Below are 21,180 nucleotides of genomic sequence, written 5' to 3' on the forward strand. Positions count from 1 at the left end.
GCTATATTGAACAAATACTGCGAATAGCGCAGACATTCCGGCTTACAGAAAGCAGGTGCTATATGGAAGTATTGAAGATATCACCGCGCGGCTACTGTTATGGAGTAGTGGATGCTATGGTAATGGCCCGGCAGGCGGCCAAAAACCTGGATCTTCCGCGTCCTATTTATATACTGGGCATGATTGTGCATAACAGCCATGTCACCAACTCTTTTGAAGAGGAAGGCATTATTACACTGGACGGACCGAACCGGATGGAAATTTTGAAGAAGGTAGACCGTGGAACGGTTATTTTCACCGCGCATGGTGTCTCTCCCGAGGTCAGGAAGCTGGCAAGGGAGAAGGGGCTTACTATGGTGGATGCCACCTGTCCCGATGTGACGAAGACCCATGACCTGATCCGGGACAAGGTGGCCGAAGGCTACGAGATTATTTATATCGGCAAGAAAGGGCATCCCGAGCCCGAAGGCGCCATTGGCATTGCTCCCGAGCGTGTGCATTTAATTGAGCGTGAAGAGGAAATTGCCAGTCTGAAGGTGGAGTCCGGACGTATTATTATTACGAATCAGACGACCATGAGCCAATGGGATATCAAGCATATTATGAAAAAGCTGCTGGAGACATTTCCGGGTGCCGAGGTTCATAATGAAATTTGCCTCGCGACCCAGGTGCGCCAGGAGGCGGTTGCGGAGCAGGCAGGGCGGACGGATCTGGTTATTGTCGTTGGTGATCCGCGCAGCAACAACTCTAACCGGCTTGCGCAGGTGTCTGAGGAAATTGCCGGGGTGAAGGCCTACCGCATCGCGGACATAACGGAGCTTAAGCGTGAATGGCTGGAAGGGGTGGCCAAAGTTGGCGTTACATCGGGGGCCTCAACCCCTACCTTGATCACGAAGGAAGTCATTCAATATTTGGAACAGTATGATCCTGAAAATCCAGAGACGTGGGAAATCAAGCGCACGGTTAATATGCGCAAAATTTTACCGCCTGTAAGGGAGAAGAGCAAGAGCGCAACCTAACATAGCTGTGGTACAAGAAGCGGAGAGCAGTAGGAACTGTTACTCCGTTTTTTTATTGCAGGATTCAGAAAGAGATTGACGAGAGAGGCTTAATTTTATACAATTACTTTAATGAATAAAAGCTTAAAAGCGAACAAGCGTTTAAGTGTAAAAATATATAGATCAATCAGCATGGAAGGGACGGGATCATATGATCGTTATAGCAGGCAAGAATACACCTCAGGAGCAAATTCAGGATATCGTAGCAGTTATTGAAAAGGAAGGGCTGCAGGCTCATGTCTCCCATGGAGCAGACCGGACCGTAGTTGGCCTGATCGGCAGTGTGGCTCCGAAGCTGGCCGAGCATTTAAGACAGATGAAGGGAGTCGAAAATGTCGTTAAAATTTCGAAATCATACAAGCTTGCAAGCCGTGATTTTCACCCTGACAATACTGTAATTTCCATCAAAGGCGTTAATATCGGCGGTGGAGAGCTGGTGGTTATGGGGGGGCCGTGCGCTGTCGAATCTGCCGAGCAGATTGATGAGATTGCGGGACTCGTGAAGGCGGCAGGCGGGCAAGTGCTGCGCGGAGGCGCATTTAAGCCTCGTACAGGCCCATACAGCTTCCAGGGGACAGGAGTCGAAGGATTAATCATGATGGCTGAAGCCGGCCAAAAGCACGGCCTGCTGACCATAACGGAGGTTATGACGCCGGAATACGTGGATATCTGTGCGGAATATGCCGACATCCTGCAGGTTGGAACACGCAATATGCAGAATTTTGATTTGCTGCGCAAGCTGGGAACTTGCGGCAAGCCAGTGCTGCTGAAACGTGGATTTAGCGCCACCTACGATGAATTTCTGAATGCTGCGGAATATATCCTTGCCGGAGGCAATACGAATGTCATGCTGTGCGAACGAGGGATACGGACCTTTGAGACGTATACACGCAACACCCTCGATTTATCAGCGATTCCGGTATTGCAGCAACTCAGCCATCTGCCGGTTATTTCCGATCCGAGCCATGGAACAGGACGTAGAGAATTGGTGGAACCGATGACCAAGGCTTCTGTTGCGGCAGGGGCAGATGGTTTAATTATTGAAATGCATACCGATCCGGACAATTCCATGACAGGCGACGGGGTTCAATCTTTATTTCCGGACCAGTTTGCGGCTCTTCTCCAGGATTTGGAGAAGCTTGCGCCACTCGTGGGCAAATCGTTCACAACAGCCAAAAAGCCATTGCAACGGTTTCCTTCGAGCATTAATGCATAAAAGCAATACTGCTAGAAAGCGAAAAAAGGGGGAAAAGCCCGAATGCGCGCAGATACCGCGTGTTTTGGGCTTTTTCTACTTCTATAAACCGTGTCGAAAGCGTGAGCATAGCTGACATAAGCTTAAAAAATACCTGACATAGCACTTGACCCATGTCACATTTGGGCTTTATAATGACGACAGAAAATATAATTCGTTCATGAACATTGGTTGCGTAAAATCCGTTTAATGTTCGGGAAAATTGGGAGGAAGAAAACATGTCCGTTGAAAATGTTTTGAAAACGATCCAGGAAAACAATATTGAGTGGGTGGACTTCCGTTTTGTTGACCTCTCCGGTCGCGCACATCATATTTCGTTACCGGCTTCCGCAGTAGATGAAGAAACCTTTGTTAATGGTGTAGCTTTCGACGGATCTTCCATTCCCGGCTACCGCGGTATCGAAGAATCCGACATGGTTATGATGCCAGATCCGGAAGCTTGCTATGTAGATCCATTCACACAACACCCGACACTGAACGTTATGTGTAATATTGTAACGCCTGACGGCGAGAAATACGATCGTGACCCTCGCGGTATCGCGGTTAAAGCTGAAGAATATCTTCAGCAAAGCGGTGTAGGTACAGCTGCATTCTTCGCACCAGAATCCGAGTTCTTCGTTTTCGATGACGTACGTTATGAGAGTGGCATGAATACCTCTTCCTATGTTGTGGATTCCGAAGAAGCGGCATGGAACACCAACCGCAAGGAAGAAGGCGGAAACCTCGGCTTCAAGGTAGGCGTAAAAGGCGGTTATGTTCCGGTTGCACCGGTGGATACGCAGCAGGATATCCGCAGCGAAATGTGCCGTCTGCTCGAAGAAGCTGGTCTGAGCATTGAGCGTCATCACCATGAGGTGGCAACTGCAGGCCAAGCGGAGATCAACTTCCGTTTCGACACACTGAGAAAGACAGCGGACAACCTGCTGGTTTACAAATACATCGTTCACAACACGGCTCGTCAATACGGCAAAGTGGCGACATTTATGCCAAAACCATTGTTTGGAGATAACGGTAGTGGTATGCACGTTCACCAATCCATCTTCAACGGCGATACTCCTCTGTTCTATGAAAAAGGTGCATACGCTAACCTGAGTGAAATGGCATTGAACTATATCGGTGGTATCCTGTACCACGCTCCGGCGTTGATCGCTCTGACCAACCCAAGCACCAACTCTTTCAAACGCCTGGTGCCTGGTTATGAAGCACCGGTTAACCTTGTGTTCTCCAAAGGCAACCGTTCTGCTGCGGTACGTATTCCGGTTGCTGCAGTAACACCTAAAGGATGCCGTATCGAGTTCCGTACACCGGACTCCACAGCGAACCCTTATCTGGCCTTTGCTGCTATGCTGATGGCTGGTCTGGACGGAATCAAGCGCAAGTTGAACCCAATCGAGCTGGGCTATGGTCCTCTGGATACGAACATCTATGAGCTGTCCGATGCTGAGAAGGCTAAAATCCGCAGCGTTCCTGGAACACTAGACGAGGCTCTGGACGCTCTGGAGGCCGATTACGAGTTCCTTACAGAGGGCGGAGTCTTCACGAAAGACTTCATCGACAACTACATCCAATTCAAACGTAATGAAGCTAAAGATGTTGCGATTCGCGTTCATCCACACGAGTTCAGCCTTTACTTCGATTGCTAAAATTGTATTTATCCTTCGGTCCCCCGTTTATCCGGGGGGCCTTTTTAATTGAGGCGTCAAGGCCTCAAAATATAAAGTGAACAGTTTCACACAAAAGTGACTTCTTACTCTTGAACAGCCTATTGATTACTGCTATTATAAGCGGTAATATTTGTGCTACTTTACCGTATCAAACAGTTCCATAAATCAAAACTTCACAAGATATGTAATGGTTAATTGCCATTTGCAGACGAAAGGACGGGGAAAGTTTGAACAAGAGAGCCTATAATTTTAATGCAGGTCCTGCTGCGCTGCCCTTGAAGGTGCTGGAACGGGCTCAGGCCGAGTTTGTCGATTTTCGTGGAACTGGGATGTCCATTATGGAAATGTCGCACAGAGGGGCCGTGTATGAATCGGTACACAATGAAGCGCAAGAGCGTTTGCTTCGCCTGCTGGGCAATCCGAAAGGGTATAAGGTGCTTTTCCTGCAAGGGGGGGCCAGTACACAATTCGCTATGATTCCCATGAACTTTCTGAAACAGGGAACGGTGGGCAGTTATGTGATGACAGGAAGCTGGGCTGATAAAGCTTTAAAAGAAGCTAAACTGTTCGGTGAAACCAGTATCGCTGCCTCCTCCAAGGAAGATCAATACATGCGAATCCCTGATCTGGATCACCTTGAGCTGCCTGACCGTACAGCATACCTTCATATTACTTCAAACGAAACGATTGAGGGGGTACAATTTCAGAAATATCCGGAAACGGGACAGGTGCCGCTCATTGCCGATATGTCGAGTGATATTTTTTGTCGCGTAACAGATGTCAATAAGTTCGGTATGATATACGCCGGTGCTCAGAAGAATCTAGGGCCATCTGGCGTTACTGTAGTCATTGCCAAGGAAGATAAGCTCGCTGAGCAGGTGGAGAATATCCCCACCATGTTCCGTTACAGCACATTTTTAAAGAACAACTCTCTGTACAATACACCACCGTCCTTTTCTGTTTACATGGTAAATGAAGTGCTGCGCTGGATTGAAGAGGAAGGCGGATTAACCGCTATGGAGCAAATGAACCGTGAGAAGGCAGCGCTCCTGTATGATGGCATAGACCAAAGCGGCGGCTTCTACAGAGGCTGTGCCGAGCCTAGAGACCGTTCTTTGATGAACATCACCTTCAGACTGGCTTCTGAAGAGCTGGAGAAGCTATTCGTGAAGGAATCCGAGAAGGAAGGCTTTATTGGGCTGAAGGGACATCGCAGCGTGGGAGGGCTGAGAGCTTCCACCTATAATGCTGTTCCTTATGAGAGCTGTAAAGCGCTGGCTGATTTTATGGATGTATTCCAGAAACAGCATGGTTAATAAGCTTTCATTCTCATGATAAAGAAATATACTAGAAACCTTCCCTTCTTACTGGCAGGGAAGGTTTTTTGAAGAAATGGAAAGTGACAAGCACATGGGGGTCTAATTATGCCACTGCATATCGTACTGGTGGAGCCGGAGATTCCGGCTAATACAGGAAATATTGCGAGAACCTGTGCCGCAACCGGCACACATTTACACTTGGTCAGACCGCTGGGCTTCAGAACAGATGACGCAACCTTAAAGCGCGCTGGGCTGGATTACTGGCATGCGGTGAATATCCATTATCATGATTCATTTGCGGAAGTTCAGCAGAAGTATTCTGATAGCCGTTTCTTCTTTGCGACAACAAAAGCTGACAAAAAATATACGGAATTTTCTTTTCAAGAGCATGATTTTTTTGTATTTGGCAAAGAGACCAGAGGCCTACCTGAAGACCTGATCAATGCCAATAGAAGTACATGTATGCGTATGCCTATGACGGATGAAGTACGGTCTCTAAATCTGTCGAATTCGGCGGCCATCATCGTCTATGAAGCGTTGAGACAGTTGGATTTCCCAGGTTTGGAATAAGGGGAGGGATGCTCTAAAACTATAATTTTCGTTTAGGTCTAATGATACATGCGCTGTCGGACGATAACATAAGTATAGCGTAAAAATTCTTGCATATTGCAGCTTTAGCGACTTTATGAAAGAATATAACAAAATCTGCTATGTACAGCAGGATTCGACACAAAAATGGCGAATGTATCATATTGTGTAGAACCATATACATAGTTATATTTAGGACAGAGAGGTGTATGAAACATATGAAACCTGCTGGTGTTGTTCGGAAAGTGGATCAACTGGGCAGAATTGTTCTCCCCAAATCGTTGAGAAAGAGATATCAAATGAATGAAGGGGATCCTGTCGAAATTTTAGTGCAGGGCGACCATATCATTCTGGAACGTTACCGTCCGAAGTGCGTATTTTGCGGTTCCATGGAAGATGTGACCGAGTTTAAAGAACGTTATATCTGCGGTCAATGCATGTCTGAAATGACTCAACTGCCGGAGCACGGCTGACACCGTGACAAAGAGCATCACGATGTGGTTCATTCGTGATGCTCTTTGTATAAAATTCTTAAGACTTGAAATTGAAATACTCTAAAATAAACGGTTATTTATAAAACAAAAAATGGGTGGGGACAGGCCGAAGACTTCCGTCTGACGGTTTATTGACGACTCGGCTGTTGACGATGAGTGAAGAGGAGCCGCCGCCATCCAGATTGTAGGCATCCTGAATGCCTAGAGCATACATTTTATTTTGCAGTTCCTGCAGTGTGGCACCGGAGCTTCCGCTTTCGTTATAGCCGTCAACGACGATAACTAGCAACTGGTCGTCCTTGTAATTGCCGATGACAGTACGCGGTGCCCTTTTGGGGGAATCCCTCCATTTGCTCGGAATGGTAACCTTCTGTCCATTTTGGAGAAGAATGGGGACAAAGGTGGCCCCAAAGATAGGCTTGAGGTTGTCCAGCATGCTTTTGCTGAAAAATTTGCCGCCAATCAGCTTTCCATTCTCGTTCAAACCGACAAAGGTCAGATCCTTGTAGCTGGGTTGAAAGCCGTTTGTGTATTTACCGCCAAGAACGGTTGTGCTTAACGGATAACGCTTGCCCCCACTGTCGGCGAAACCGCCAGCATTGATGCCGGCTACGGCTCCAGTCCGCTGCACGGCCCGCAATGTCGTTTCCGAAGAACCGGGCTGTCCGCTGCCAAGAGACATTTGCATGGCTGAAGGATCTTTGAGCTTCACCTTCATGGCATACCCCCGGTATGCACCGGGGTTTACCTTATACAGCTCGATGGTGATCCTATCACTGTCAATCGTTTGGTATGGCGTTCCCAGTCTGACCGTGATCCGGTGATTATATAGGGTGCCGGGTCTAGCAGATTGAGCGGCAGCGGTCTTCACAATACCACTCATTACATGGGTTGTCTGTTTGTACAGCTCGGCAGTTTTATGGATCGTGGATAGGGTGCTTTCAGCTAACATCTCAGCTTCATTTAGCTTCTGCAGCACGGATTTGCTCTCGGCAGTCAAGCTGCCGTTCGATGCATAATCTGCAGCCGGAGAAGTAACGGGTACAGGACGGTTAAACAGCAGCAGACACAGCAGCAGCCCGATGAAGGGAGCGAGAGCCATCATGAAAAAACGGTTCATCTGTTTGACTTCAATAACTTTCATTTCAGTAGCTCTCATTTTAATAAGTCCATCTGCTTCTCCAGCTTATCGAGCTGTTCTTGGACCTCGCTGAGCTGGGTGTAGAGTTTGTTGCTGTTATCCGTTTTACTGCTGGCGTTATCCTTGGTGAAGGTAAGAAGCTCGTTAAATGAGTCCACCTTGCTTTGCAATTCGGCCATTTCTTTGGACATCCCGTCAAGCTTTTGTTCATAATCGTCCTTCAACGACGCCAATTGGCTGTCGGTATGGCTTTGAACCTGGAGTACCACTTGCTGCTTCAGATGGTTGCTATACAGGTAGGTTGCTGTAATGCCTAAGGCAATGAACAGTAACCAAAGTATGAGAAAAGCTTTGACGGAAGGACCCTTTGTCTGGGTGTCGCGCCGTTGAGACGGTTCGACAGCCTTTTCGGTGGTTGGTTGCAATTGAATCACTCCCGCAGTTTGTTCGTTTTTCCAAATTCATTCTACCATGGGCTCTATAATTTACGCAAAAGTGTAATAGTTTCCACTTTAAGATATGAAAAAATAATTGCAAGCGGGGGAAGTACTAGGATATTATTTCCTTGAAAAGGTTCTGGGACCGTAATAAATTACGCAAAAACTACTAGAATAGCCTGCATTGTGTGTTAAAAATGGTTTATTTATGAAAATTTAACAATTTTTATTTAAAACTTCACCTAAAAAAAGCTAGCGCACTGCAAAAGTTAGCGAACGCAATGCAGGCAGATTTACAGGGGAAGGATGTCGTTTTTTGTGAAAACATCGGGAGGTTCGGAAATGAAGAAGGTATGGCAGGTAGTGCTGGTTGATATTCATCCGACGAGTATGCTGGGGACCAAGCTGATTCTAGAGGATCAGCAGGACCTGCTCGTAAGAGGCATGTCCTCCACCGGAACAGAAGCGCTTGATCTGGTTCGCTCAATTCAGCCGGATCTGATATTGATTGATTATAAATTGCCGGAGGGCACGGTCGAACCATTCTTGACAGAAATGAAGAGCATTTCCTCGGACAGTCATATTGTAGTGATGACGGATGAAGACAGTGTAGCTCTGTTTCAGCAGGTTACTTTCTTGGGAGCCAGTGGAGTGTTGTCGAAACAAGCCTCAACGAATCAGTTGATCCATTTAATCAATGGCTTAAGAGAAGATGTTGTTTCCGTGCCACTCGAGTGGGTACGTAGCGGAAGCTGGCCTAATATGCCGCTGATGGCACATGAGCCCTTTGACGAGCTTACGGAGACCGAAATATTTATTATGGAGCGAATTGTTCAAGGCATTACATACGACAAAATCGCGCTTGAAATTGAAGTGAGCCGCCGTTCAATTGATAACTATCTGCGCAAAATTTACGCGAAGCTCGGTGTGTCCAGCCGCGCGCAGGCGATTGAGCACTATGCTTTATATGCACGACAGAGCAAGCAGATGTACGCTTAAGACCTGGGCATACTCGTGGAATGAACCGAATATGCTGTAGCAGTTCCTTCCGGCTTCGTTCGCGGACACGTGGTCCGGATGGAGGAAACGACGGATGAAGGCGAGGAGGCTCTGTATGCGTTATTCCTTTGCATCACGGACAGTATCACTTTTATCGTCTCCCCTGCGCCAGATCAGGGAGAATGCGCGATTGAACTCGTTCATCTCTCTTGCTGAAGAACTTCCTGCGCAGGAGCTATTTCCTGTCAAGCTGCTAGAGGAGGCCGCCCGGGACGTGCTGGCGTCGGGGCCTGACGTGCTCCAGTATGGTGAGCCTGAAGGCTTCAAGCCTTTGCGGGAATGGCTTACAGCCGAGTGGGGAGGCAGAAAGAACACACTTGTCGATCCTTCACAGGTGCTGCTGACTACCGGAACTCAGCAGGCTATCGATCTGGTAGTGCGCCTTATAGTGGATGTAGGGGATTCGGTGCTGGTACAAAATCCGACATCGCCCGGTTGCCTTCAGGTGTTGTCCATGCAGGGAGCCAAGGTCATTCCGGTTGTATCCGACGGAAACGGATTATTGGTTCATGAGCTTGAGCAGCAGATGAAGCTGCATTGTCCGAAGTTGCTGTTCGCAGCGCCCACATTCTCTAATCCTACGGGAGGCGTCTGGGATCTGGGCCGTCGGAAAGATGTGCTTGACCTGTGTAGACGTCATAACGTGCTGTTCGTCGAGGACGATTCCTACGGAGACTTGGACTTGAATCTTAAGAGAGGGGAAATGCACCCCTCTTTATTTGCGTTAGATGATGGGGGGCAGGGAGGGCAGGTGCTCTATATCGGCTCGTTCAGCAAAACGATAGCTCCGGCGCTGAGAACCGGCTGGGCGGCTGGAGCGATTCCTGTCATTGAGGGGATGACGGTGCTGAAGCAGCTTGCCGACATGCAGTCCAGCACGATGAATCAGAGGCTGCTGCACCGTCTGCTCACGGGTCCCCGCTTTAATTGGCATGATCACCTTGCCCAGTTGAACAAGGAGTACTCGACAAGGCTGAAGCTGATGCTGGAGCTGCTCAAGCGGCCGCTCTGGAAAGAGGTAACCTGGCGTGTGCCTGAGGGAGGTATGTATGTGTGGGTACGGCTTCCCGATGGGCTGGACAGTGCGATGCTGCTGAAAGCGGCACTCCCGAAAGGAGTGGCATTTATGCCGGGCGGGTTATGCACGGCAGGTAAAGAGGGGGCATCGCATATTCGCCTGAATTTCAGTCATCCAGGACGGGATGAGCTCCTCCTTGGCATGAATCTGATCGGGGAGACGATTGCAGAGTTTACTGCACGCAGGTAGCGGAATTACGCTATTTATTTCTCAGTGGGATCCGCAACTTCCCCGGATACCTCCGCAGCCAGTTCCGCGATCCGGTCGGCCGTCTGCCAGTCTGCGGCTGCCGCATGATCCTTGAGGACAGCAGCATATTGGGTAAGCGCTGCTTCCCCGTAAGGGGTCAATGCATATTTGCCCCGAACGATACGCCGGAACCAGCCGTAATGATTCTGCTGCAGTATCGACGCAGCGCTGCTCACGGCGGAAGCCCGGGCAAGCTGCATGGGGGATGCTTCACCCAGTGCAGCCAGCGAGGCGGCTACACGCAGCGCCTTTTCACGATAAGCCGTAACCAGCTTCTGCCGACTGCTTCCGCCCACATTGTAGTCTCCGCTGCGCGCGTTGAACTCCCGCAGTAACCTTTCCTGACGGGAGCCAATTCTGTGAGCTGGTCTTACAGCCGCTGCGACGGGGACACAAAGCACCTCTACTAACGGTGGTTTGGTTTTGTAGTGTGTCACCGTGATCAGGCCAATTCCGAGCCTGCGGCACAAATCGGTAAGCTCGTTCCAGCGCTGGTTCACGGCTCCCTTCTTGCTGCGGTTTCGTTCCACAGCCACATATACTTCGCTGCTCAGCTTCAATCGCTGAATCCCCTGCAGCAGCAGAGCCAGATTAAACGTTTTTTTCATCTCGACGATGAGCGGCTCCTTCTGCCCTTGCTTCACTCCTACCAGATCGCAGTTTCTGACCTCGCCCTTAATCTCGTATCCCCTGGCTTCGAAAAATGCCTTAACCGGTGCATACAATTCCGTTTCCTTTGTTACAGCCATGCCTCTGTCCGCTCCTTTGATACTGTCTACTGCTGGTTCATTATAGCATAAGGAGCCTGTGCTCCTCCTGACTCTGCCTGGCAACCGGACCATAAATCGAGTGTGTCGAAGCAAAAAAAAGGTCAACATTCCTGTCCGGGCGCATACGTATGTAATACACTTTTGCCTTATAAAGAGGTCGAACTTTTACAGTCCGGTGTCGGGAACATGATTAAGGAAGCCATGGGAGGTACGACATGAAGATTTTTGAGCGAGTTGCGCAATATCAGGCGGAGAGCGAACGGCTCGCCTGGACCGGTACTTTTCGAGATTATCTTGAAATTCTCAGCAAAGACCCCACCCCCGCAATGACCGCCCATGCCAGGGTATATGAAATGATAAAATCCTTCGGGGTGGACAATTCCGGACCTTACAAGCGATACAAGTTTTTTGAGCAGGAGCTCTTCGGTCTCGACAGAGCCGTTGAAAAGCTGGTGGAAGAATATTTTCATTCCGCGGCAAGACGGCTTGATGTCCGCAAGCGGATCCTGCTGCTCATGGGGCCGGTCAGCGGCGGCAAATCAACACTCGTTACGCTGCTGAAACGTGGGCTGGAGCAATTTTCCCGTACAGATAAAGGGGCTGTCTATGCCATAGATGGATGCCCTATGCATGAGGAGCCGCTGCATTTGATTCCTCATGAGCTGCGTCCGGAAGTGGAGGAAGAATTGGGAGTACGCATTGAGGGGAATTTATGCCCATCCTGTCAAATGAGGTTGCGCACCGAGTATGACGGTGATATCGAGCAGGTCAAGGTCAGAAGAGTACTCATTTCCGAGGATAATCGTGTCGGCATTGGCACGTTCAGCCCCTCGGATCCGAAATCCCAGGACATAGCGGACCTTACCGGCAGTATCGACTTTTCCACGATTACGGAATACGGCTCGGAATCCGATCCGCGTGCCTACCGTTTCGACGGAGAATTGAACAAGGCCAACCGTGGTCTGATGGAATTCCAGGAAATGCTTAAATGTGATGAGAAATTTCTGTGGAACCTGCTGTCCTTGACCCAGGAGGGCAATTTCAAGGCAGGACGGTTCGCGCTCATCAGCGCCGATGAGCTGATCATCGCCCATACCAATGAATCAGAGTACAAATCTTTCATCGCGAACAAAAAGAATGAAGCGCTGCAGTCCCGGATGATTGTTATGCCGGTTCCGTACAATCTGAAGGTCTCCGAGGAAGAGAAAATCTACCACAAACTGATCCAGCAAAGTGATATGAAGCATGTCCACATCGCACCGCATGCCCTCAGAGCAGCAGCTATCTTCTCTATATTGACACGTCTTAAGGAGAGCAAAAAGCAGGGCATGGATCTGGTCAAAAAAATGCGCATGTATGACGGCCAAGAGGTTGAGGGCTATAAGGACGCTGATCTGAAGGAAATGCAGAACGAATTTCTGGAGGAGGGCATGTCCGGTGTTGATCCGCGCTACGTCATCAACCGAATTTCCAGTGCCCTAATCAAGCAGGATCTGGAATGCCTCAATGCACTTGATATTTTGCGGGCCATCAAGGACGGTCTTGATCAGCATGCGTCTATTACGAAGGATGAGAGGGAGCGCTACCTCAATTTTATCGCGATCGCGCGCAAGGAATACGATGAATTGGCCAAGAAGGAAGTGCAGAAGGCATTCGTTTACTCCTTCGAAGAATCGGCCAGAACCTTATTTGAAAATTATCTGGACAATATTGAGGCCTTCTGCAATTGGACAAAAATCCGTGATCCGCTCACGGATGAGGAGATGGACCCGGACGAGCGTTTAATGCGTTCCATTGAGGAACAGATCGGTGTATCCGAAAACGCCAAAAAAGCGTTCCGTGAGGAAATTTTGATCCGGATCTCGGCCTATTCACGGAAGGATAAAAAATTCGAATACAATAATCACGACAGGCTGCGCGAGGCAATTGAGAAAAAGCTGTTCTCCGATCTGAAGGATATTGTGAAGATCACAACGTCGACCAAAACACCTGATGCAACCCAGTTAAAACGTATGAATGAAGTAATTAACAGACTTGTGGAAGAGCATGGTTATACGGCAGTCAGCGCCAATGATCTGCTGCGTTATGTGGGGAGTCTGCTTAACCGCTAAAATGAACGGGGGGTGGGGGGGAGACGCTCCGAGAACGAAGCATTCCTGCAATCGCTGTTGACCCTCCGGGCCAAAGGCGAACGCTGCGCTTTTCCGGAATTGCTTCGTTCTCTCCGCTGCTCCGTGCAACCCCCTACGGAAAACAACAAAAGGAAACCGCTAATCTTTTGCGATTTCTGCATAGGTAAAAAAGTCGAGAACGGTGTAAGCTTCCTCTTGTTCTCGGCCAATTGCTCTTAATGCCCTGATGCCATGCAGGGAAGAAAGAGCGAGGATTGGTGGGGAATTTAACCATCGATGCTCGCTTTTTTTAAGTTAAGCTCAACATGGTAGATACAGCATATCGGATGGGAGAACCCTTACTGAAGTCAGTTCAGGAACGGCCACGTAACCCGTCGCATACAACCGACAGGATGCGCTCCGATAATCCGGAATCATCATTGTATTCAAGAGTACGCATAACACCGAATAGAATAGCTGTTACATCGGTTACTTGAATGTCACTGCGAGCTGAACCCGCTTGCTGCGCGCAATTCAGTAGTTCCCCTAGTGCATTTTGAAAATCCAGGGAGATGCCAGAGAGCGGACGCTGAATGTCTGCACTAGAGCGGGCCAGAGCGGCGATAAGCGCTTTGTTTCCCGTACCCTCTCTGACAATTAGCGACAGAAAGTTAAAAAAAGCCTGACCGGGATCGTCTTGCTCGAGCATCTCCCTTGCTTTTTCAATGAGACGTTGCTTAAAACTGAACACCACAGCTTCAATTAACTCTTCTTTCGTCGGAAAGTGACGGTATACCGTTCCAATCCCCATCCCTGCACGATTGGCAATTTCATCTATTGGAATCTCCAATCCCTCAGTGGCGAAGACTTTTGTTGCAACGTCGAGTATACGCTCTCTGTTTCGTCTGGCGTCCGCTCGTAATGATTTTCCCGTTGTAACTGCACCGATTGGATTTGAACCCTTATCTTCTCGAGCTTGCGAAGGCTCTTTTTTTGGCATATGAATGACCTCCTCACAAACCCATTATACACTAAATTGACAAACGGAGTTTGTGTTCCGTATAATAAACGGAGTAAACGTTCCGTTTTATGAAAAAAATCACTCTATACTGGAGGTATGAACATGTCATTGCAAAATCATCGAGCCGTAATCGTAGGTGGTACTTCCGGCATTGGTTTGGCGACCGCTAAATTATTTCTTTCTCAAGGTACTCAGGTCATCGTTGCCAGTCGCTCACAAGAGAGAGTAGATGCGGCAGTGAAGGAGATCGGGACAGCACAAGGGTACGCCCTGGATTTCCAGAATGAAAGCCAGATGCAACAGTTCTTTGAAACGATTGGTGACTTCGATCACCTCGTCGTTACTGCTGCCGGTGACGCGACTTCCCATGGCCTTTTTGGTACTTTGGGAATCGATGTTGCGAGGGCTGAGTTTGACAGCAAGTTCTGGGGGCAATATGCAACAGTGAAGGCCGCCTTGCCTTTCATCAGGGAGTCCGGGTCGATCACGCTGACTTCCGGTGCTTTTGCCGCACGACCGGTAAAGGGCGCCTCGACGGTGGTTGCACTAAACTCAGCCCTTGAGGGCCTTGTCCGTGCTTTGGCGATGGATTTGGCGCCGATACGAGTCAACGCTGTGTCGCCAGGGGTGGTGGATACACCTGTTTTCAGTGGAATGGACGCCGAAAGTCGCGTAGTAATGTTCCAGAAAGCAGCCCAGACACTTTTACTACAGCATGTTGCCAAACCCGAAGAGATCGCCGAGGCGTACGTGTACTTGGCGAAAAACACATACACGACCGGATCCGTACTTCAAGTCGAAGGTGGTGCAATCCTGTCCGGTATCTAAAAAGGTGAATAATACAAAATAAACACCTAGTCCTAGCTAACCATATAGAGCACCATAAATACCGAAACGACTTCTTAGATTAAAGGAGCAGGTCGAGAACAACGGGAAGCTTGCCTTGTTCTCGACCTGTTTTGTTGCTTTCCGTAGGCGTACGCACGCAGCAGCGGAGAGAACGGAGCAATTCCGGAAAAGCGGAGCGTTCGCCTTTGGCGCGAAGGGTCAACAGCGATTGTAGGAATGCTTCGTTCTCGGAGCGCCTCAGAACATACAAAATGAGCGCCCAGGCTGCTACAAGAATTTCCGGTGATGCTTGTTGCCGTCATAAGAGAACATAGCTTTCTTGTCTTCAACAATGGTTTCCAGATGGACGGTTCTTCCCCATAAGAAATGGATATAAGGGAGGGTACGCTCCAAATATTTAAGGTCCAACTCGACGCCTTCGTAATGATGCTTCAAAACGAGCTCGCCGGTGCGATTATAATCGGCATCCTGCACGACCAGGTAAGGAGCTCCGCCGTTGATGCGGGAGAAAACGAGTTCATCACGGATATGCTCCCATGATTTATCGGTAATTTTCCAATCTGGTCCCCGTTTTTCAAATACATATAAATCGAGATCCTCCACGAGCTGTTTAGTCATGTAGTTGCGGATAAATGAGGTGTCGGAGTCAAACTCCCTTACTTCAAATATTTTGGCGCGTCCTTGATTGGGAATCCGGCCTCCGCGTTCTTGTTCTTCCTTCGTTGGATTATCCCAGCGGCGCTCAATGTCCTCAAATATTTTCAGCCCGAGATAATAGGGGTTGAGGCTTTGCCGGGAAGGCTGCACCACAGATGCATTCAGCATCGCAAACTCAATCGTTTCTTCGCTGGTAAGGTCCATTTCGCGGATAATGCGTTGATGCCAGTAGGATGCCCAGCCTTCATTCATAATTTTGGTTTCCATTTGCGGCCAGAAGTACAGCATTTCATCCCGCAGCATGGTCATGATATCCCGCTGCCAGTCCTCAAGCACCTCGGAGAATTCCTGAATGAACCAGACAATATCCTTCTCGGGCTCAGGCGGAAAAGGAAATGCTGTCCCCTCTTTGGGTTTGTTAAGGTCATCATTCAGGTCGTCCAAAGCCCAGAGATCATCATATTTACCAGGGAGGCGATGCACTTTGGGCGCTTGTTTTTGCTCCTGCATTTTAAGCTCAAGGTAGCGTTGCTTATCCAGTTGGCGCGGCTTGATCAGTTGGGGATCGACATGCTCCTGGATCGCCAGCACGGCATCGATAAACGTTTCCACAGCTTCGGTGCCATACTCAAGCTCATAGCTGCTGATCCGCTCGGCTGTGGCCGACATGCTTTCTACCATATTGCGGTTGGACGCCGAGAAGCGTGCGTTATTTTTGAAAAAATCGCAGTGAGCCAGCACGTGCGCCACAATCAGCTTATTTTGGACCAGGGAATTACCCTCCAGCAGAAAAGCGTAACAGGGGTTGGAATTGATCACAAGCTCGTATATTTTGCTCAATCCGAAGTCATACTGCATCTTCATTTTTTGAAAGTTTTTTCCGAAGCTCCAGTGGTGGAAACGGGTCGGCATTCCATAGGCCCCGAACGTATAAATGATGTCAGCCGGGCAAATTTCATAGCGCATTGGATAAAAATCAAGGCCGAAGCCTGTTGCAATTTCGGTGATTTCAGCAATGGACCGTTCCAGCAGTTCCATTTCATCATGGATCATAGCAATCCCTCCGCTTGTCGAAGTACGGTTCATCCCATTGTATGTGGGGACAACCGATTTATGAGGACGATGAACGTTTTCCATGAGCAGGTGAATCAAAGAGGCAGTTGCCAATGAGTGGGCAACTGCCTTCTCGCGTAAGGTTTTAGGCCGGATTGTCTTCCCTTTTTCGGAAAAAGGATTTAAGAGCCTGATACACCTCGCCCTTTTCCTTGATGACATAATACATAAACTGCTCTACTTTAATATTGCGGTAGGCGGACATCAAAGTGCTGCTGCGGTTATATTGATTGACCTCTCCGTATCCGAACAGATTGCTCCGCTTCATCAGCTCGCCGATAAGCTTGACGCAGCGCTCGTTATCCGAGGTTAGATTATCTCCGTCCGAGAAATGAAAAGGGTAGATGTTATAGCTTGCTGGTGGGTAGCGTTTATCGATGATTTCCAGCGCTTTTACATAGGCTGAGGAGCAGATCGTGCCGCCGCTTTCGCCGCGGGTGAAAAATTCTTCCTCGGTAACTTCTCTGGCCTCGGTATGATGGGCGAGGAATACAATCTCCACTTTTTCATATTGGCGTCGCAGAAACCGGGTCATCCAGAAAAAGAAGCTGCGCGCACAGTATTTCTCAAATGAACCCATGGACCCGGACGTATCCATCATGGCAATGATGACGGCGCTGGATTGGTGAACGACTTTATCCTCCCAGGTTTTGTAACGGAGGTCGTCAGGGCTGATATGATGGATACCTGGACTACCCTCTCGCGCATTACGCCGCAAATTTTCCAAAATGGTCCGCTTTTTGTCGATGTTGGACTGCATACCCTTCTTGCGGATGTCGTTGAACACGATGGATTTAACTTCGAACTCATCCTTATCCTTTTGCTTCAGATTCGGCAGTTCCATTTCTTGAAAGAGGATATCTTCAAGCTCCTCTAGGCTGACCTCGGCTTCCATAATATTATGACCCGGCTGATCGCCGGCTTGCTCTCCTTTGCCCGGCTGCCTTGCAGCAGGGTCACGTGCGATGACATCGCCGACCTGACTGTCTCCGTCTCCCTGTCCTACATGCTTCTGCTTTTGGAAGTTATAAATAATGCGGTATTCATCCAGACTTCGTATCGGCACCTTGATAATTTGCTTTCCGTCGGACATGATTATGTTTTCTTCCGTAATGAGATCGGGCAGGTTCTGTTTGATGACTTCCTTAACCTTCTGATGATGGCGCTGTTGATCCTGGTACCCTTTACGATGCAGCGACCAATCTTCGCGGGACACAACAAACAATGGCTGGCGCAATTCTGACACGTTAGGCACCCCCTTGTGGATTTCCCTGCATTCAATCAGATTCTTTGGTTATTAAGTATATTCAGGGAGCGGTCTGTTATGTGATAGGGTGAGATATAAATTAACGGTGGAACCTTAAAATTACATGAGAGCTTGCACTATTTCATACACACCTGACACAGGAATGTCATGCACATAGGCGTATGCCTCAGAGGATTTCGTACTTTAGGGGAGAAATGTTTGCTAAGATAGCGATGAATAGAATTCATTTTGGCACACAGGGATTGGAGGGTGAGACTTATGATGGAAGTCTTTGCAATGGATATATCCGATGAGATGATGTCTGCGCGTTTTGAGCGGATGCTGAGCTGGGTGTCTGCTGAGAAGAGAGATCGCATTCATAGGTTTCTCAGAAAAGAAGACGCCCTGCGGAGTCTCGGAGCAGAGGTGCTGACCCGCTGGCTGGCATGCAACAGGCTGGGTCTGCCGAATGAGGCGCTTCACTTTGAACAGTCGCCGAAGGGCAAGCCTTCTATTACAGGGCATTCCGGGCTGCAATTCAACATTTCCCACGCTGGTAAATGGGTTGTCTGTGCGCTTGACACCGTGCCTGTTGGCATTGATATTGAAGAAATAAGGCCCATTGATGTGGAAGTTGGCCGCCTGTGCTTTTCGGAGCAGGAGTTTGCCACGCTGATGCGGCAGCGATCGGAAACGGAGCGATTAAGCTATTTTTATGAGCTATGGACTTTAAAGGAGAGCTTCGCCAAGGCTGATGGCCGCGGAATTTCGCTTCCGCTGAAGGACGTCACGTTTTCTGAATATGTGGATTCAGGTATCATACATACTGCGGGCTGGTCTTCGCCGTTTCGTTACTTTAAAAAATATATGATTGATGAAGGCTACAAAGCGGCGGTGGCCGCTGCGCATAAGGAGTTTCCTGACACGGTTCGTTTTATTGCGTGTGGAAATATTGATTTGAGTTTGTATGGATCGGAGAGTGGACATGCATGAGTTTGACCTTATTTACAAATGGCAGGCTGGCACAGGGATCCTCGCTGACCAGCTTTAGCATAGATAACGACGCAGTCATCGCAGAGCATGGGAAAATCTTGGCTGTTGGCCAAACGGACGAACTGAAGCTGCAGCTTAGCGGTCGCAGATACCGTACTGTCGATTGGGAAGGTGCTTATGTGCTGCCGGGGCTGACAGATTCGCATATGCATCTTTCCATGCACGGCATGAAGCTGGGGATGCTGGATTTTACCAGGGCAACATCCAAGGCAGAGATGCTGGAAATGCTTCGTGAGCGGGCGCAGATAACGCCTCCGGGAGAATGGATTCTGGGATTAAATTGGAATGAAAATGCGTTCCAACCGGCTATTGCGCCTGACATTCATGAGCTGGATGCGGTCACTGACAGACATCCTGTTTTCTTGACAAGGACCTGCTTTCATGCTTTTTTAGGCAATTCTGAAGCGTTCCGGAGAGCCGGGATTGGTGAAAATACGACTGATCCAGTGTCCGGAGCCTATGGGCGGGATGAACACGGTAGGCTGAACGGCTGGGTTTATGAAGAAGCGTCCCTGCCATTTAACCAGGCTCAGCCTGAGCCTGAATATGCTGTCAAAAAGGCTTGTATTAAGCGGGCCTGCGAAGATGCGCTCCGGCTCGGCCTGACGGCGGCCCATACCGAGGATCTTCGCTTTCTGGGCAGTGTTGAGACGATGCTTCGTATTTACAAGGAACTGCGTGAGGAAGGACTAGCTTTCAGAACACACCAACTGATCTATTATCCCTTCCTTGAAGAGGCCCAAAAGATGGGGCTACGGGCCGGTTCCATTGATGAATGGCTGGCGATTGGAGCGGTGAAGCTGTTTGCTGATGGGGCAATTGGGGGAAGAACAGCCTTGCTTCGCAAGCCGTATCATGATGCTCCTGGAACGAAAGGCATGGCAATATTAAGTCAGGAGAAGCTTAATGATATCACACAAGGTGCGCGAAGAGCCGGCTTTCCGATAGCTGTGCACTCCATTGGAGATGGGGCTGCAGATATGGTTCTTACTTCTATGGAGACCAATAGGTTGGATTCACATGCTCGCTTGCCGGATCGTTTCATTCATGCACAGGTGCTGGATGAGGAGCTTGTTGCAAGGATGTCCCGGCTCAGAGTAGCTGCGGATATTCAGCCACGTTTCGTGGCGAGTGATTTTCCATGGGTGCTGGAAAGATTGGGCCCAGACCGGACCGATTACCTATATGCATGGAGGAAGCTTCTTGATGCAGGTATTGCCTGCGCAGGGGGAAGCGATGCTCCGATTGAGCCGCTTGATCCGTTCCTTGGTATACATGCGGCGGTGACCCGGCGTAAGCTCGAAGAAACTCATGACGGTTACCTGCCTGAAGAAAAGCTTGATATAAGGGAGGCACTGCGCCTCTTTACGAGCGGAAGTGCAGCCGCAGCGGGTGAAACGGATCAGCGTGGCCTAATATCGGAAGGTTATGCGGCTGATTTTACAGTTGTAGAGCAGAACATTTTTGAGGTGGCTCCGGATAGTCTGCCTAAGCAAAAAGTTTTGATGACAGTCGTAAACGGTAGGGTAGCGTATCAATAATAGTGCAGCGTATAAAGAGGAGTTTTCTTTGGGGGCTCCTCCGTTATTGTCGTAGATGAATTAGGTTGAGGAAAAAGACGGCAGCTTTTTTTGAAAAAAGGGTTGTTAATTTTCTAAGAGCGTGTTATGATATAAAAGTTGCTGATGCGAAGTGCTGAAGCGATGGAATAAAAGTTTGATCTTTGAAAACTGAACAACGAGTGAGTAGATTTCACGAAGTGAAATCGCCCCGTGAAGGTTTTGGGTACATGTCTATGACAGTATGGAAACCGGAACGGATCATTGAGATATTTTATCTCGTCAGATTCAAAATGAGCTTATCGCTCTTACAATCGATCATCCTCGGATGGTCTTTCATGGAGAGTTTGATCCTGGCTCAGGACGAACGCTGGCGGCGTGCCTAATACATGCAAGTCGAGCGGACGGATGAAGAAGCTTGCTTCTTCAGAAGTTAGCGGCGGACGGGTGAGTAACACG

General features: G+C 48.9%; 18 protein-coding genes and 1 rRNA gene. 13 read left to right on the forward strand and 6 right to left on the reverse strand.

Going from position 1 to position 21,180, the window contains the following annotated elements:
• Positions 1 to 62 precede the first annotated feature (62 nt).
• The 6 genes from OIN60_RS01800 to OIN60_RS01825 all read left to right on the forward strand — a co-directional run bounded on the left by OIN60_RS01800 (position 63) and on the right by OIN60_RS01825 (position 6,357).
• Complete coding sequence (locus OIN60_RS01800; RefSeq protein WP_305753149.1) at positions 63 to 1,019, forward strand: 4-hydroxy-3-methylbut-2-enyl diphosphate reductase; 957 nt, start codon at positions 63 to 65, stop codon at positions 1,017 to 1,019.
• Positions 1,020 to 1,209: 190 nt separating this feature from the next.
• Positions 1,210 to 2,274: a 3-deoxy-7-phosphoheptulonate synthase gene (gene aroF / locus OIN60_RS01805; RefSeq protein WP_305753150.1), complete on the forward strand. Its 1,065-nt coding sequence runs from the start codon at positions 1,210 to 1,212 to the stop codon at positions 2,272 to 2,274.
• 257 nt (positions 2,275 to 2,531) lie between these two features.
• On the forward strand, positions 2,532 to 3,956 hold the full coding sequence (glnA, locus tag OIN60_RS01810; protein ID WP_305753151.1) for a type I glutamate--ammonia ligase: 1,425 nt from the start codon (positions 2,532 to 2,534) through the stop codon (positions 3,954 to 3,956).
• A 248-nt stretch (positions 3,957 to 4,204) separates the two neighbouring features.
• Entirely contained in the window at positions 4,205 to 5,293 is a 1,089-nt protein-coding gene (serC, locus tag OIN60_RS01815; RefSeq protein ID WP_305753152.1) for a 3-phosphoserine/phosphohydroxythreonine transaminase, read from the forward strand.
• Positions 5,294 to 5,401: 108 nt separating this feature from the next.
• Positions 5,402 to 5,866: a tRNA (uridine(34)/cytosine(34)/5-carboxymethylaminomethyluridine(34)-2'-O)-methyltransferase TrmL gene (trmL, locus tag OIN60_RS01820; RefSeq protein ID WP_305753153.1), complete on the forward strand. Its 465-nt coding sequence runs from the start codon at positions 5,402 to 5,404 to the stop codon at positions 5,864 to 5,866.
• A gap of 236 nt (positions 5,867 to 6,102) precedes the next feature.
• Complete coding sequence (locus OIN60_RS01825; protein ID WP_305753187.1) at positions 6,103 to 6,357, forward strand: AbrB/MazE/SpoVT family DNA-binding domain-containing protein; 255 nt, start codon at positions 6,103 to 6,105, stop codon at positions 6,355 to 6,357.
• Positions 6,358 to 6,451: 94 nt separating this feature from the next.
• Here the strand turns inward: OIN60_RS01825 and OIN60_RS01830 are convergent, their stop codons facing one another.
• Positions 6,452 to 7,522 carry a phosphodiester glycosidase family protein gene (locus tag OIN60_RS01830; protein WP_305753154.1) on the reverse strand — a complete coding sequence of 357 codons (1,071 nt, stop codon included), beginning with the start codon at positions 7,520 to 7,522 and terminating at the stop codon, positions 6,452 to 6,454.
• Positions 7,523 to 7,533: 11 nt separating this feature from the next.
• A complete protein-coding gene (locus tag OIN60_RS01835; RefSeq protein ID WP_305753155.1) occupies positions 7,534 to 7,944 on the reverse strand; it encodes a hypothetical protein in 411 nt (136 codons plus the stop codon).
• A gap of 354 nt (positions 7,945 to 8,298) precedes the next feature.
• On the opposite strand from OIN60_RS01835, the gene OIN60_RS01840 reads away from it, so the two are divergent.
• Together OIN60_RS01840 and OIN60_RS01845 are read left to right on the forward strand one after the other, a co-directional pair.
• Entirely contained in the window at positions 8,299 to 8,955 is a 657-nt protein-coding gene (locus tag OIN60_RS01840; RefSeq protein ID WP_305753156.1) for a response regulator, read from the forward strand.
• A gap of 115 nt (positions 8,956 to 9,070) precedes the next feature.
• Complete coding sequence (locus OIN60_RS01845; protein WP_305753157.1) at positions 9,071 to 10,282, forward strand: aminotransferase-like domain-containing protein; 1,212 nt, start codon at positions 9,071 to 9,073, stop codon at positions 10,280 to 10,282.
• A 14-nt stretch (positions 10,283 to 10,296) separates the two neighbouring features.
• Here OIN60_RS01845 and OIN60_RS01850 read toward each other — a convergent pair whose 3' ends face one another.
• A complete protein-coding gene (locus tag OIN60_RS01850; protein ID WP_305753158.1) occupies positions 10,297 to 11,091 on the reverse strand; it encodes a DUF2161 domain-containing phosphodiesterase in 795 nt (264 codons plus the stop codon).
• A gap of 236 nt (positions 11,092 to 11,327) precedes the next feature.
• Between OIN60_RS01850 and OIN60_RS01855 the strand changes: the two genes are divergently transcribed.
• A complete protein-coding gene (locus OIN60_RS01855; protein ID WP_305753159.1) occupies positions 11,328 to 13,223 on the forward strand; it encodes a PrkA family serine protein kinase in 1,896 nt (631 codons plus the stop codon).
• Positions 13,224 to 13,596: 373 nt separating this feature from the next.
• Here the strand turns inward: OIN60_RS01855 and OIN60_RS01860 are convergent, their stop codons facing one another.
• Positions 13,597 to 14,223: a TetR/AcrR family transcriptional regulator gene (locus OIN60_RS01860; protein ID WP_305753160.1), complete on the reverse strand. Its 627-nt coding sequence runs from the start codon at positions 14,221 to 14,223 to the stop codon at positions 13,597 to 13,599.
• A gap of 123 nt (positions 14,224 to 14,346) precedes the next feature.
• Between OIN60_RS01860 and OIN60_RS01865 the strand changes: the two genes are divergently transcribed.
• Positions 14,347 to 15,072 carry an SDR family oxidoreductase gene (locus OIN60_RS01865; RefSeq protein ID WP_305753161.1) on the forward strand — a complete coding sequence of 242 codons (726 nt, stop codon included), beginning with the start codon at positions 14,347 to 14,349 and terminating at the stop codon, positions 15,070 to 15,072.
• A 288-nt stretch (positions 15,073 to 15,360) separates the two neighbouring features.
• Here the strand turns inward: OIN60_RS01865 and OIN60_RS01870 are convergent, their stop codons facing one another.
• Entirely contained in the window at positions 15,361 to 16,803 is a 1,443-nt protein-coding gene (locus OIN60_RS01870; protein ID WP_305753162.1) for a SpoVR family protein, read from the reverse strand.
• A 145-nt stretch (positions 16,804 to 16,948) separates the two neighbouring features.
• Complete coding sequence (gene yhbH / locus OIN60_RS01875; protein WP_305753163.1) at positions 16,949 to 18,109, reverse strand: sporulation protein YhbH; 1,161 nt, start codon at positions 18,107 to 18,109, stop codon at positions 16,949 to 16,951.
• A gap of 279 nt (positions 18,110 to 18,388) precedes the next feature.
• Between yhbH and OIN60_RS01880 the strand changes: the two genes are divergently transcribed.
• The 3 genes from OIN60_RS01880 to OIN60_RS01890 form a co-directional block, all read left to right on the forward strand.
• Positions 18,389 to 19,102: a 4'-phosphopantetheinyl transferase family protein gene (locus tag OIN60_RS01880; RefSeq protein WP_305753164.1), complete on the forward strand. Its 714-nt coding sequence runs from the start codon at positions 18,389 to 18,391 to the stop codon at positions 19,100 to 19,102.
• A complete protein-coding gene (locus OIN60_RS01885; RefSeq protein WP_305753165.1) occupies positions 19,099 to 20,703 on the forward strand; it encodes an amidohydrolase in 1,605 nt (534 codons plus the stop codon). Before OIN60_RS01880 ends, OIN60_RS01885 begins: the two co-directional genes overlap by 4 nt.
• 353 nt (positions 20,704 to 21,056) lie before the next feature.
• Positions 21,057 to 21,180, forward strand: a 16S ribosomal RNA gene (locus OIN60_RS01890); the annotation flags it as partial.

This window comes from Paenibacillus zeirhizosphaerae, assembly GCF_030705605.1.
Lineage (GTDB): Bacteria > Bacillota > Bacilli > Paenibacillales > Paenibacillaceae > Paenibacillus > Paenibacillus zeirhizosphaerae.